The sequence below is a fragment of the Nocardia aurantiaca genome, assembly GCF_009708175.1.
Lineage (GTDB): Bacteria > Actinomycetota > Actinomycetes > Mycobacteriales > Mycobacteriaceae > Nocardia > Nocardia aurantiaca.
Map to the genome: position 1 here is coordinate 523,352 of NZ_WMBB01000001.1, position 13,596 is coordinate 536,947.

Below are 13,596 nucleotides of genomic sequence, written 5' to 3' on the forward strand. Positions count from 1 at the left end.
GTAATGCTTGACACCAGCATTCTGAGGTTTATTGTAATGAACGTCCTGAATGCGGTGTTGTTATACGTCGAAGAACGCGAGGCAACGTGGCAGGTTCGGAGACATCAAACACGGTCGTTGCGGCATGGCCCGACATGTCCCCTGCGTGTGCGGACATGGAAGCGCAGCCCTTGGCTGCCGGCCTATTGCCGACCTCCGACCTACTCCTGCGCGCTTGTCGCGGTCACCGGGTGATCGGCGGACCCCTACTGTGGTTCGCCCACGACCTCGCGGTGCTGCACGAGCGGCGGCTGGTGGGCCGGGGCGGCATCGGTCCGGAAACCGACTCGACATCGATCATCGAAACAAAGCGTCGCCGAATCGAATTGGTCATGGCCATCGATGATTGGATCGTGCGCTCGGTTCCCCAGCATCGGATGGGTGCGACCTTGCATACCGAAACGGTCGGATCGGTCATCGATCGACTCGCCGAGGCTTCGGTTCGCGCTCATCACGCGTTGATGACCCTTGACGCGAATGATGAAATGCTACACGGTGCTTGGCACCATTTAGCCGAATTGTCGGACGCCTACGACGATCTCGTGCGCGATGTGCTGGCGGGTCGGCGTCGGCTGCCCGCCTGGTAAAACGAAACCTCACGCGCGGTCCGGGCTGAGGGCGGCCCGGACCGCGTATGCGTTCGGCGTGAAAGGTCATCCGCAATGACAGCCGCGGATGATTACTTCGGCAATCGCGGAATAGCGTCGTCGAGCAATTTCACGGCTTTACCGCAGGCGTCCGGTGAGCTCGACAGATCGGACACGGTGAGCTTCAACTGCTCGGCATTTCCTTTGCCAGTGGGGCGAACCAGGTAGCTCAGGTAGCAGTCGTTACTGGAGCGTGCGCCCGTGACGTATGCGGTGATCTCCCCGGCCTGCAGGGTCTCGTAGGTCCACTCGCCCTGATCGGGCCGGGTCTGATCAACCAGATCGATGCGCACCCAGCCGTCGCGGCCTATGGTGGCACAGGCATGCGGGGTGCGCTGATGGTCGGCGATATCGCCCGCGATCTCGCGAATCATGCTGTCCTGCACCACCGAACACGGATCCAGGCGCAGGATCGAATTCGACGGCACCTTCCGCTGCGGCACGTACTCGGTGAGCTGCTGCGCGACCGCGATCAGCGCCTGCTCCGCCGCGGCGCAGGCCGCACCCGGTTGCGCCGACGGATCCAGCTCGTCGGCCGACATCCGCAGCGGCACATTGCCGCCGGACTGGGTGACCAGCACGGTGTCGCACTTGTTCTCGACCGCTCCGGCGCTCAGGATCGGGCCCCAGGCCGCGGTCCGGCCCGTCGGCGTCAACTGGTCCACCCCGATGGCATGGTCGGGGATATCCAGGTTGTAGCGGACCTGTCGCTGCGTGGAGTCGACCACCGTGGTGCCGCAGCCGCCCTCGGGCGACGCCTCCGGATCGCCGGTGCGGGTACCGAGCTTCCCGGGCACCGCCTTGTCCATGACCGCGCAGAGATCCAGCAGTCGCAGTTCCGCCGCCGTCAAGTCCAGTGAAGGGTTCGCGCGCGGCTGAGCCTGCCCATCGGTCTGCGACCATCGGCTCATCCCCGCCAGCGCGCCGCTCACCACCACCATGCCGGTGATGGCCGCCGCCGCCCAGCCGATCGTACGCCGCCGCCGACCGGCCAAGCGCGCCAACTGATCCCGGTACCGGGTCTCCTGCTCGCCACTGGAGGACCACCATTCGGCATCGGCCCGGTGCGTCTCGAGGAACTCCAGAACCGGTTGCGGCCACGCCGATTCCGCGGGAATGCGCTCCGCCTGTTCGAGCAGCTGCCGCGCCGAGGGCCGATGCGCGTGATCCGGGGCCAGGCAGGACTCGACCAGTTTGCGCAGTGAATGCGGGACCGCCTGCAGGTCCGGGGTGGCGGACATGGATCCGGTGGCGGCCAGGACCAGCAGCATGCCGACCGCGTAGATATCGACCGCGGAGGTCACCGGCTGCCCCTCGGCCTGCTCGGGAGCCAGATACGCCGGAGCGTCGGATACCGCGTCCCCGGTGTCGTGCGCCCGGACGATGCCGAAGTCGATGATGCGCGGGCCTTCCGCCGTGAGCAGCACATTGCCGGGCTTGAGATTCCGGTGCACCAGCACCGCCCGGTGCACCTCGATCAGGGCCGTGGCCAAGCCGATCGCCAGCAGACGTAACCCCGACACCGGCAGCGGACCACATGCCGCGATGACCGTCGCCAGATCCGGCGCGGGGACGTATTCGGTGGCCAGCCACGGCTGTGCGGCATCGGGATCACTGTCCACCACCGACGCGGTATAGGGGCCGGTCAGCTGCTTGCCGGTCTCCAGCTCGCGCTGGAACCGCGCCCGGAACTCCAGGTCCGCGGTGTGCGACCGGTGAATCTGCTTGACCGCCACCAGCTTCCCGGTCGGCGTGCGGCCCAGCAGCACCCGGCCCATCTCGCCGGTGCCGATGACCGCGATCATGTGGTGCGGGCCGATCCAGCGCGGATCGTCGGGCAACAGCGCCTTCATCGCGGATCCCCCATGATCGCGTACTGCGCCGCCGCCAGCTGCCGGACATCGGTCTCGGTATTGCTGTAGACCACGGCCACATACCCGTCGCGCACCACCACACAGCGATATCGGCGCGCCTGCACGGATTTCGGATCCGGGCGGGTTGCCTGCGAACAGGTTGCGGCGGTCAGGCCGCGGACATTACGCATCCAGGTGTACTCCGAGTTCTCGGGGTCGTCTGCGAGGAACCGGCCATACTGTGCGGCGGCCTGCGAATCCCGCATCCGATACAGGTATTTGTTGTGGGACACCGCCAGCGCCGTCACACCGCTGCCGGAATATTTGCCGAAAGTGCGCGGAGGCTCGGGTGAGAGCGCCGCATAAGCGCGGACCCCGAAGGCGGCGAACATCTTCGGATCGGCCAGCGGATCGCCGGTGCGCACCAGGCGGGTCAGCAGGCCATCCGGATCGAGCGGCACCTCGGCCGGATCCGGGATCGGGGAGGCGTCGAAACCGGACAGCTCCGACACCTGTTTGCGATAGGTCGTGGTGACGACGTCGACCAGGCGGCCCAGATCGGGATCCGGCAGCTCGGCGTACACCCGGATCACCACGTTCTTCCACGCCATGATGCTGCCCAGCGAAGGAAGGCCGGGCCGCCAGTGACTCAGCGCGGCGGGGAAGGCATCCACTCCGACCGGCGCATTGTCGGGACTCGCCTCGAAATCGACCCGGGCCATCTCCGCCGCGGCGGACGCGGCCGAGCGCTCGTCCCGAAAAGCGGTGAGGGACACCGCCAGATACTTCCGCGGCGGACCGTCGCCCGTGGCCGCCCGATTCGAGGCGGCCATGCCGAACGAACCGGCTACCCCGAACGGCGCCGCCGCACCCCGCTGCCGCGGGGACAGCGCGGGCTCGTGGAGTCCGCGGTCGTCGGCGGAGATCCCGCCGCCGCGCACCGTCGTCAGGTCGGGATCGACATCGGTCGCGAAGACGATGTGATCGGCCAACCGCAATGATTCGGCGAAGACCCCGCGGATCCGGCTCGGCTGCCGATCGAAGGCGTCGTCGCCGTGGGTCGCGTACGGTCCGTAATCCGGTGCCCCGCCGTCATTTCCGCACGCGGTGGTCAGGACCAGCACTGCGGCGCCGATTCCGGCGAGGCAGCACCGCCCGAACCTCAGAGGCATGCGTTCCCCTCATCCACCGGTCAGTGGCGGGCCGGCCGTACGTGCAAAACCCGCATCGCGCCGAGGCGACCGGCGCGATCGAGCCACAAACTAGCACCCGTTCGAAGCCGTGTCATGTGCGGACGGCCCGGCCGAAGCCGCTGCCGCCGAACGGATTCGGAACCGGTCCCCGGACCGGCCCCGGCTCAGCCGCGATAACGCCGGTGATCGGCCCCGAAATCGTCGGCGACGGTGGCCGCCAGCTCGACGTACGCGCGTTTGACGGGCTTGCTCAGACGGTGCAGATCGATCTCCGCGCCCTCGCCCAGATGCGCGTCGTAGGGGATGATGTGCACCGCGCGGCAACGCGACAGGAAATAGTCGCGCAGCTGGTTGATGCCGACGTTCGGGGAGCCCGGCCGCGGCAGGTTGATCACCACCACGGCATTGCGGACCAGATGGTCGTGGCCGTGCAGGGACAGCCAGTCCAGAGTGGCGGCGGCACTGCGCGCGCCGTCGATGGCCGAGGAGGAGATCAGCACCAGCGAGTGCGCCAGATCCAGCACACCCGCCATGGCCGAATGCATCAGACCGGTACCGCAGTCGGTGAGGATGATGTTGTAGAAGCGCTGCAGGATGCGCGCGACCGCGCGGTACTCCTCCTCGCTGAATGCCTCCGACGCCGCCGGATCGCGCTCACTGGCCAGCACCTCGAGCCGGCTGCTGCCCTGCGAGGTGTGGCGGCGCACATCCGAATACCGCTGAATGTGCTCGTCCAGCAACAGATCCCGCACCGTCGACCGCGTCTGCAACGGCACCCGCTGCGACAGCGTCCCGAAGTCCGGGTTCGCGTCCACGGCGATCACCCGGTCCCCGCGGATCGACGAGAAGATCGAACCCAGACCCATGGTGGTCGTCGTCTTGCCGACGCCGCCCTTCAGCGACAGCACCGCGATCCGGTAATCCCCGCGCACGGGCTGCCGGATCCGGGCGACCAGCTCCTGAAGCCGTCGTTCCTCCGCCGACATCCCGGGATTGATGGCTCCACCGGACATGTGGTGCACGGCGCGCCGCCACCCCGAGCCCGGAGCCTTCTTGGCCCGCCGCAACGGCACATCGTCCAGTGAGGGCACCTGGCCACCCGCATAGCCCCCGGGACCGGCCGTACCCCAAACCCCCTGCGCGGGCCCGCCGGCCTCCGGCTGTCCGGGAGCGGAGACTCCGTACTGGTTGGGAGGGCTGTAGCCGGGCCGCCCGGGGTTGCCGTACTGCCCCGGTGCGCCTGCCTCGGACTGCCCCGGGGCTCCGAATCCGGGCTGTCCCGGGCCATCGGGCAGGTTGCCCTGGCCGGACCGATCGGTGTGAGCTGCGCCGTGTTCCTGCCTTGGTGCAGCCCAAGGCGTTTGCCCGCCCGGACCCCGCGGATCGGCAGTGGGCTGTCCGGACGTGCCAGGACCCCAATGCACCTGTCCCGAAGCGTCTTCACCCGGCACCCCCGTGCCGTGCGGCGCGGGCATAACGGTGTGCGGCCCGGTCAACCCGGCGGCCGCAGCCTCCGACAGGGGCGCGTTCGCCCATGGGTTCGCATCCGCGTCAATGGCATCCGCAGACCCTGGCCCGCCGGTCGTCGGCGTCGGCTGACCCGACGCAGGCGCGCCGGACGGGTTCGCCCACGCAGTCGGCTGCGGCGCACCGACTCCTGCCGGAAATCCCGGCGTCGGCGAAATCCCGGAATCGGGTTGGCCGGGACCGACGGCGTGTGGTCCGGTCGGACCTGCCGCGGCGGCCTCGGACCGGGGCGCGTTTGCCCACGGGTTCGCATCCATGCCGGGGTTGCCGGCCGCGGCGTTCGGGTTCGCGGTGTTCAACCCCTGGGCCCACGGGTTCGAATGCGGCGGAACGGGTCCCGCGGGGGCCCCGGAGTGGGGCGACGCAGGCCGGCCCCGGCCGTTCGAGAACTGCGGCGGCACAGGCGGTGCGGGCGGCATCCACTGGCCATCGCCGGGGATCCGCGACCCGGATCCTGGACCATGAGGCAGCGGACCCGGGATCGGGCCGGAGTCGTGTGCGGCGTCGTCGGAATGCGCGGGTCCGGAATTCTGCGGGCCGGTTCCAGGGTTCCTGTGATCGGGGATGAAGCCCCGCGCGGCGGACTCGGACGGGCGCTGCGCAGCGCCGCCGGGCGCCGGGGGGAGCGGCGGGCGATCACCGCGCGCGGAATCGTCCTGCGGTGCGGGCGGAACCGCGTCACCGACGCGCGGGTCCGCCGGCGGAGGGATCGGAACCTCCAGGGCGCGGTGGCGGCCGGGGGGCATCGACGGATCGAAACCGGGAGTCGGGTCGGGCTGTTCGCCGTCGCCGGGTGTGCCGGTGAGGTCTGCGAGCTGCGCGTCGAGCAGCCCGTGAGCTGCGGCCATCATGTTCGGCACGGGTGGGATCTCATTGCCGACCGGAGGGCCGGGCATCCGCGTGGTCGGGTCGGCGGGCGGGCGCTCGGCCGAAGGAGCCTGCGGCGCATCGGAATTCGCACCCGCTGTGCCGGACCGGTCCGCCCCTGCGGTGGAACCGCCGTCGGGAACCGGGGGGATCGGCGCGCGCGTGGTCGGCGGCGCCGGGGTGATGATGCCGGAGCCGGTGGCGTCGAGTTCGCCCGGCGCCGGGGGCAGCGGGGGGTGCGACATCTCGGTGGTGACACCGGCGAGGTCGGTGCTGCCCGGGCCTTCGTGCTCCACTTCGCCGGGAGCCGGGGGGAGCGGCGGGCGGGCTGCCCGAACCACCGAAGTGGCTTCGCCCGGCGAGGGCGGAAGCGGCATCCGGGTGGTCGGATCCGCTGGCGGGCGGACGGGGGCAACCGCGTCCGGGGCGCCCGTGGTGGGTGTTCCCGCAAGGGACGCGCCGGCCTGCGCCTCGACCGGACCCGCACCGTGCCGCAACGCGGGGGACGGCGGCAGCGGCGATGGCGTGAAGTCGGGCTGGCCGGGCTGCCCGGACTGGTCAGCCGGGTCCGTTGGTTCGGCCGGGGGCACCGGAGGCGCGGAGAAGCGCGAACCCTGGCTCGGCCCGAGCGGGCCCGAATGTGGCGCCGGCCGAGGCGGTTGCGGATCGGTCTGGCGCACGGGCTGCCCGCTGTTGGCGGGTGGGATGTCGAAGCGCGGGCCCGGTGCAGGCGTCGGCGGCCGACCGGGAGGCTGCGCCCCGGGCAAGCCCTGACCGTTGGGCGGCATGAACCCTTGGCCGTTCGGCGGGAAGGGGGCCGATGCCTGGCCGTTCGGCGGAAACGGTGCGGGGCTTTGGCCGTTCGGCGGTTGCGCTGGACCGTGACCGTTGGGCTGGGGCGGTTTCGTGCCGTGGCCGTTCGGCTGCCGGTTTTCGGACTGAGGGGCCGCACTACCGGACTGGACGGGGTTGGGAGGGTTGAAGTGGGTGCCCGGGTCGCGCTGCGGGATCGGAACGTTCTGCTGCGGAGGAGCCCACCGGTTGAACTCGGCCGAGTCGGCGCCCGGGGGCGCGGAGCGGTCCGGGCTCTGCGCGGGCTCGGCGGGTGCGTCCTTGCGGGGCTTGCGGGGCCGGCGGTTGCCGAAGAGACGGCGGCCGCCCTTCTCCTCGGGGATGACGTCATCCTGGGGGAGGTTCTCGACGGGAGCCTCGTACCCGGTAGTGGAGACGTCGCTCTCGGACAGCCAGGGTGGGAGCATGGGGAGGCCGTCGTTCTCGCGACTCACATCTACCCCCGGGTGCTCGATCGATCGTGCAAGACAGGGCGTAGTTTAGCGATCTCCGGCGGGGGTGCGCCCGGCGTATGTGACCGCCCGGTCGCATGCGCCGGGCATCGAGGCACGTTCCCCGTGCGCGGCGAGGATCATCCTTCGCGCACGGCGGGACCCCATCGCGGCACCTGTATTTGGCCGGATCTGGGGAAACAGGTAAGCTAGGTCGCTGGTGACTTACATAGTGGTTGTGGCATGTCCTTGTGCCGCCTCCAGTGAGTATGTCACCGGGTTGGCCGCGGCGCACCACCGAACCTACCGGTGCGCACCACCGAACATCAGGGCCGACCTGCCGTAATGAGCTTGAACCAACCAGGTTCAGCCTAACCGGGATCGCGGAGGATATGGCGAAGAAGGAAGGGGCCATCGAGGTCGAGGGCCGGGTGATCGAGCCGTTGCCCAATGCGATGTTCCGGATCGAGCTGGAAAACGGCCACAAGGTTCTGGCCCACATCAGCGGCAAGATGCGGCAGCACTACATCCGCATCCTGCCCGAGGACCGCGTCGTCGTGGAGTTGTCGCCCTACGACCTGACCCGTGGTCGCATCGTCTACCGCTACAAGTGAGTCACCCTCGCGGGTGCGTCAAAGACTTCCGGGGCCTCGAGTCCCGGGTTTTCCCCGGTCAAACCGGCCGGGGAAAAACTGTGTTCACGGCCAGTGAACACCAACCCAGATTGGATCTGACGTGAAGGTTCAGCCGTCCGTCAAGCCGATCTGCGAGAAGTGCAAGGTGATCCGCCGTCATGGTCGGGTCATGGTGATCTGCGAGAACCTGCGCCACAAGCAGCGTCAGGGCTGATTGCGGCCTAGTGCCGTGGTCGCCGGGACAGTGATTTCCTCACGTTCCCGGTCGCTCACCGCCAAGCACCGAACGCGGTTCGGATTGGCAATAAAAGAAGAACTCCCAGCGCCAGTCGCCGTCGCCGAGTCCCGTAGGGGACGGATGGCGGCCTACCCCCGGTACGGAGGCCGGGGCCCCGCTTACGAGGGGACGGACAGGGAGCAGACCTCCGCAAAAGTAAGGAATCGCCAACCATGGCACGTCTGATGGGCGTCGACCTCCCGCGCGAAAAGCGCATGGAGATCGCGCTGACCTACATCTACGGCATCGGCCGTACCCGCGCCAAGGAGATCCTCGACGTTACCGGCGTCAGCCCGGACCTGCGTTCCAAGGACCTCAGCGACGACGACCTGACCAAGCTCCGCGACTACATCGAGTCGCAGGACTTCAAGGTCGAAGGTGACCTGCGCCGCGAGGTGCAGGCCGACATTCGTCGCAAGATCGAGATCGGCTGCTACCAGGGCATCCGCCACCGCCGTGGCCTGCCCGTGCGTGGCCAGCGGACCAAGACCAACGCCCGCACGCGCAAGGGTCCGAAGAAGACCGTCGCCGGCAAGAAGAAGTAGGGATAGCGCATGCCTCCGAAGAGCCGGGCCGCTGGCCCGAAGAAGACTCAGAAGTCGCGTCGCCGGGACAAGAAGAACGTTCCCCACGGCAACGCGCACATCAAGAGCACGTTCAACAACACCATCGTGTCCATCACCGACCCGCAGGGCAACGTCATCTCCTGGGCGTCCTCCGGCCACGTCGGTTTCAAGGGCTCGCGTAAGTCCACCCCGTTCGCCGCGCAGCTCGCTGCCGAGAACGCTGCCCGCAAGGCGCAGGAGCACGGCGTCAAGAAGGTCGACGTGTTCGTGAAGGGCCCGGGTTCGGGCCGTGAGACCGCGATCCGTTCGCTCCAGGCCGCCGGCCTGGAGGTCGGCACGATCTCCGATGTCACCCCGCAGCCGCACAACGGCTGCCGTCCGCCCAAGCGGCGTCGCGTCTAGCGGGAAGGAAGAGTAGAAGACAATGGCTCGTTATACCGGCCCTATCACCCGCAAGTCGCGTCGTCTGCGTGTCGACCTCGTCGGAGGCGACCAGGCGTTCGAGCGTCGTCCTTACCCGCCCGGCCAGCACGGCCGCGCGCGGATCAAGGAGTCCGAGTACCTCATGCAGCTGCAGGAGAAGCAGAAGGCTCGCTTCTCCTACGGTGTCATGGAGAAGCAGTTCCGCCGCTACTACGAAGAGGCGAACCGCCAGAAGGGCAAGACCGGCGACAACCTGCTGCGTCTGCTCGAGTCGCGGCTGGACAACGTCGTGTACCGCGCCGGTCTGGCCCGGACCCGTCGTCAGGCTCGTCAGCTCGTCTCGCACGGCCACTTCACCGTGAACGGTGTGAAGGTCGACGTCCCCAGCTTCCAGGTCTCCCAGTACGACATCATCGATGTCAAGGAGAAGTCGCTGCCGACGCTGCCCTTCCAGGTCGCTCGCGAGACCCTCGGCGACCGTCAGGTCCCGGGCTGGCTGCAGGTCGTTCCCGGCCGTCTCCGCATCCTGGTGCACCAGCTCCCCGAGCGTGCGCAGATCGATGTTCCGCTCCAGGAACAGCTGATCGTCGAGTTCTACTCGAAGTAATGAGGTGCGCGTCAGCGCACCGCTGGTTGCGGCCCTGAAATACACAGGGCCGCAATAGCTCCCAATCGTGAGCGTCAAATAGTGGGCGTTCGAAGGAGGAAGAAAATGCTGATTTCACAGCGACCGACGCTGACCGAAGAGGTCGTGTCCGAGAACCGGTCGCGGTTCACCATCGAACCGCTGGAGCCGGGCTTCGGTTACACCCTCGGCAACTCGCTGCGCCGCACGCTCCTGTCGTCGATTCCTGGTGCCGCCGTCACCAGCATTCGCATCGACGGCGTGCTGCACGAGTTCACCACCGTCCCGGGCGTGAAGGAGGATGTCACCGACATCATCCTGAACCTCAAGGGCCTGGTCGTGTCGTCCGAAGAGGACGAGCCGGTCACCATGTACGTGCGCAAGCAGGGCCCGGGCACCGTCACCGCCGGTGACATCGTCCCCCCGGCGGGCGTGACCGTGCACAACCCGGACATGCACATCGCCACCCTGAACGACAAGGGCAAGCTGGAGATCGAGCTCGTGGTCGAGCGCGGTCGCGGCTACGTCCCGGCCGTGCAGAACAAGGCGTCGGGTGCGGAAATCGGCCGGATTCCGGTGGACTCGATCTACTCGCCGGTTCTGAAGGTGACCTACAAGGTCGAGGCCACCCGTGTCGAGCAGCGCACCGACTTCGACCGGCTCATCCTGGATGTCGAGACCAAGAACTCGATCTCCGCGCGGGATGCGCTGGCGTCGGCGGGCAAGACCCTGGTCGAGCTGTTCGGTCTCGCGCGCGAGCTGAACGTCGAGGCCGAGGGCATCGAGATCGGCCCGAGCCCGGCCGAGGCGGACCACATCGCCTCGTTCGGCCTGCCGATCGAGGACCTGGATCTCACCGTGCGGTCGTACAACTGCCTCAAGCGTGAAGGCGTGCACACCGTCGGCGAGCTGGTCGCCCGCACCGAGTCGGACCTGTTGGATATCCGCAACTTCGGTCAGAAGTCCATCGACGAGGTCAAGGTCAAGCTGCACTCGCTCGGCCTGTCCCTCAAGGATTCTCCGGCTTCCTTCGATCCGTCCTCCGTCGTCGGCTACGACGCCGCGAGCGGCACCTGGAGCGACAGCGGTTCGTTCAGCGACACCGACAATGGCGAGCAGGACTACGCCGAGACCGAACAGCTTTAGGTCATTCGGGGTGTAGCGCCCCGAATCGGCCTTCAACACAGGAGATTCAAACAATGCCCAAGCCCAAGAAGGGTGCCCGCTTCGGCGGGACGGCGTCGCACCAGAAGGCGATCTTCGCCAACCTGGCGACGGCGCTCTTCGAGCACGGTCGCATCACGACCACCGAGGCCAAGGCCAAGGCGCTGCGCCCCTACGCCGAGAAGCTCGTCACCAAGGCGAAGGCCGGCACCCTGGCCGACCGTCGCGAGGTCATGAAGGTGATCCGCTCCAAGGACGTCGTGCACGCCCTGTTCGCGGAGATCGGTCCCTCGTTCGAGGGCCGCGAGGGTGGCTACACCCGCATCATCAAGACGATCCCCCGCAAGGGTGACAACGCTCCGATGGCGATCATCGAGCTGGTCCGCGAGAAGACCGTGACCAACGAGGCCGACCGTGCCCGTCGGGTCGCCGCTTCGCAGAAGGCTGCCGAGGCTCCGGCCGAGGCCGAGGCCGAAGAGGCCGTCGCTGAGGCTCCGGCCGAAGAGGCTCCGGCCGAGGACAAGGCCGCGGAGTAATTCCACGCCTTCGGACTCGACAAGGGGTCTCGGGGAATTCCCCCTGAAACCCCGAAGGTGGAGATTCCATGAGTGAGCCCGCCGTCCCCTCCGGGTCGGCGGGCTTTCTCCATGTTAACCAGGAGATCGCTGTGACCGTGGGGGATTCGACGCCCGAACCGGTTTCGATTCGGGTACGGCTGGACATCAGCTACGACGGCACCGATTTCACCGGCTGGGCACGCCAGCCGGGCCTGCGTACCGTGCAGGGCGTGCTGGAGGACGCGCTGAGCAAGGTGCTGCGCGAGCCCATCCAGCTCACCGTGGCCGGGCGCACCGATGCGGGCGTGCACGCGGAAGGCCAAGTCGCGCACTTCGATACGCATACCGAGGTGGACGGCCCCAAGCTGGTGCACCGGCTGGCCCGTTTCCTGCCCAAGGACGTGCGGGTGAAGGATGCGCGCCTCGCGCCAGCGGACTTCGACGCTCGCTTCTCCGCCATCCGCCGCCACTACGCCTACCGTCTGACCACGGCTCCCTTCGGCGCGGAACCTCTCCAGGCTCGCAGCGTCGTCCCGTGCCGCCCGGGCCCCGATGTCGAAGCCATGCGCGAGGCCTCCCGAAACCTATTGGGCCTGCACGATTTCGCGGCCTTCTGCCGGCGCCGCGAGGGCGCCACCACCATTCGCGAACTGCAGCGCTTCGACTGGGTCCAGGACGGCGATCTGCTGACCGCCTATGTCAGCGCCGACGCGTTCTGCTGGTCCATGGTCCGCAGCCTGGTCGGCGGCGTCCTCGCCGTCGGCGAGGGTCGCCGCACCCCTGCCTGGATAGCCGGCCTGCTGAATGAACGCGAACGCTCCAGCTCCGTCACGGTCGCCCCGGCACACGGTCTCTCGCTCATCGCCGTCGACTACCCGGCCGATGCCGACCTGGCCGCCCGCAATGCCGAAACCCGCGAACTCCGCACCGTCCCCGACCCCGAATCCTGCTGCGGCGACTGACCCGGGGAACCGCTGCGAAATGCGCAGTGCGACTCATTGTTTGGCGCGGGGTGCGAAGTCTCGCTTCACCGGGTGCTGGATCAGATGGCGGCGGATAGTGCATGCCATGAGCAAATCGAGGCGTGGCGGCGGTAATCGGAAGAGTCGGAGCGGACGAGTCGCCGGGAGGCCGCGCACGGAGTACCACGCGGATCCGGAGGCGTGTGGGTGCGCCGCATGTCGCGGTGACAAGGTCGATCTGCGGGAGCCGATCGAGAGCGCTCTCGCGGTGGCTCGCGCTTTCGGGGACGGTACCGATCCCTTCCGGGTCGAGTTCCTGATCGCGGAGCTCCTCGTTCCTGGTGCCGCGGAGGAGCACGAGTTCGGCGAACTGTTCGGCGCGTGGTGCGTGCTGATGCTCGAGGCGGAGGCGAGCCCGCAGGCCTTGGGCCTGCTGCGCGGTATCGCCTGGCTTACCGGCGGCGAGCTGTCGCGCGCGGCACAGGCGGCGGCGGATCGGCTCGACGCGGCCGGAACGACCGCGCCGAACTGGGCGGTTCGGCTCGGCGCTCCGGTGCGCGCGGTCGAGTTCACCCGCTCGGGTGCCGAAGGTCGTTGCTTGCTGATGGGCAGTTTCGAGCGCGCGGGCGCTATTCACGGCTTCCTGGTGGGTGTTCACCGGCGTCGCGAGGATGTGGCGCACTACATCGTCCTGTTCTCGGGCGATGACGCGGCGGTGGAGCAGCAAATGACCGGGCGCGGGTTACCCGGCCGCACGGAGCGACTGTCGCCGTTGGATTTTCGCCGAGAGCTCGAATCGGCGCTGGACCGCCGGGCCCGGCAGGATCGCGCCGACCTGCATCGGGGCATCCTCCGCTGCCAGGACCCCGACGCCGATCTGCCGCCGTACGCCCTCGCGGCGACGGTCTTGCGGGCGCATCTGCGGGCGATCGGCTCGAACGTTTGATGCTGCTCGGAATGCCCGCCGGGCGCGGTGGA

The 13,596-nt window shown here is 68.4% G+C and carries 13 protein-coding genes; 10 read left to right on the top strand and 3 right to left on the bottom strand.

Annotation, left to right across the window (positions count from 1 at the left end; translation table 11 throughout):
- The first annotated feature begins 155 nt into the window (after positions 1 to 155).
- Entirely contained in the window at positions 156 to 626 is a 471-nt protein-coding gene (locus GLP40_RS02155; protein WP_230329151.1) for a DUF4254 domain-containing protein, read from the top strand.
- Between the two features lie 92 nt (positions 627 to 718).
- Here GLP40_RS02155 and GLP40_RS02160 read toward each other — a convergent pair whose 3' ends face one another.
- The 3 genes from GLP40_RS02160 to GLP40_RS35000 all read right to left on the bottom strand — a co-directional run bounded on the left by GLP40_RS02160 (position 719) and on the right by GLP40_RS35000 (position 5,417).
- Positions 719 to 2,539 carry a serine/threonine-protein kinase gene (locus GLP40_RS02160; protein ID WP_154786081.1) on the bottom strand — a complete coding sequence of 607 codons (1,821 nt, stop codon included), beginning with the start codon at positions 2,537 to 2,539 and terminating at the stop codon, positions 719 to 721.
- Positions 2,536 to 3,711 (bottom strand): DUF7373 family lipoprotein, encoded by a 1,176-nt coding sequence (locus GLP40_RS02165; RefSeq protein WP_154786082.1) that lies wholly within the window; start codon positions 3,709 to 3,711, stop codon positions 2,536 to 2,538. Before GLP40_RS02165 ends, GLP40_RS02160 begins: the two co-directional genes overlap by 4 nt.
- Before the next feature lie 185 nt (positions 3,712 to 3,896).
- Entirely contained in the window at positions 3,897 to 5,417 is a 1,521-nt protein-coding gene (locus GLP40_RS35000) for a nucleotide-binding protein (protein WP_407671523.1), read from the bottom strand.
- 2,384 nt (positions 5,418 to 7,801) lie between these two features.
- On the opposite strand from GLP40_RS35000, the gene infA reads away from it, so the two are divergent.
- The 9 genes from infA (at position 7,802) to GLP40_RS02215 (ending at position 13,564) form a co-directional block, all read left to right on the top strand.
- Complete coding sequence (infA, locus tag GLP40_RS02175) at positions 7,802 to 8,023, top strand: translation initiation factor IF-1 (protein WP_040804562.1); 222 nt, start codon at positions 7,802 to 7,804, stop codon at positions 8,021 to 8,023.
- A 121-nt stretch (positions 8,024 to 8,144) separates the two neighbouring features.
- On the top strand, positions 8,145 to 8,258 hold the full coding sequence (gene rpmJ, locus GLP40_RS02180) for a 50S ribosomal protein L36 (protein ID WP_033085975.1): 114 nt from the start codon (positions 8,145 to 8,147) through the stop codon (positions 8,256 to 8,258).
- A gap of 236 nt (positions 8,259 to 8,494) precedes the next feature.
- Positions 8,495 to 8,866, top strand: a complete 372-nt coding sequence (rpsM, locus tag GLP40_RS02185) for a 30S ribosomal protein S13 (RefSeq protein WP_154786083.1) — start codon at positions 8,495 to 8,497, stop codon at positions 8,864 to 8,866.
- Positions 8,867 to 8,875: 9 nt separating this feature from the next.
- A complete protein-coding gene (gene rpsK / locus GLP40_RS02190) occupies positions 8,876 to 9,289 on the top strand; it encodes a 30S ribosomal protein S11 (protein ID WP_029923717.1) in 414 nt (137 codons plus the stop codon).
- A 22-nt stretch (positions 9,290 to 9,311) separates the two neighbouring features.
- A complete protein-coding gene (gene rpsD / locus GLP40_RS02195; protein WP_154786084.1) occupies positions 9,312 to 9,917 on the top strand; it encodes a 30S ribosomal protein S4 in 606 nt (201 codons plus the stop codon).
- Positions 9,918 to 10,022: 105 nt separating this feature from the next.
- On the top strand, positions 10,023 to 11,081 hold the full coding sequence (locus GLP40_RS02200) for a DNA-directed RNA polymerase subunit alpha (protein ID WP_040855475.1): 1,059 nt from the start codon (positions 10,023 to 10,025) through the stop codon (positions 11,079 to 11,081).
- A 53-nt stretch (positions 11,082 to 11,134) separates the two neighbouring features.
- On the top strand, positions 11,135 to 11,635 hold the full coding sequence (gene rplQ, locus GLP40_RS02205) for a 50S ribosomal protein L17 (RefSeq protein ID WP_154786085.1): 501 nt from the start codon (positions 11,135 to 11,137) through the stop codon (positions 11,633 to 11,635).
- Positions 11,636 to 11,703: 68 nt separating this feature from the next.
- Positions 11,704 to 12,618, top strand: a complete 915-nt coding sequence (truA, locus tag GLP40_RS02210) for a tRNA pseudouridine(38-40) synthase TruA (RefSeq protein ID WP_154786086.1) — start codon at positions 11,704 to 11,706, stop codon at positions 12,616 to 12,618.
- Between the two features lie 394 nt (positions 12,619 to 13,012).
- Positions 13,013 to 13,564, top strand: a complete 552-nt coding sequence (locus GLP40_RS02215) for a hypothetical protein (protein WP_154786087.1) — start codon at positions 13,013 to 13,015, stop codon at positions 13,562 to 13,564.
- Positions 13,565 to 13,596 lie beyond the last annotated feature (32 nt).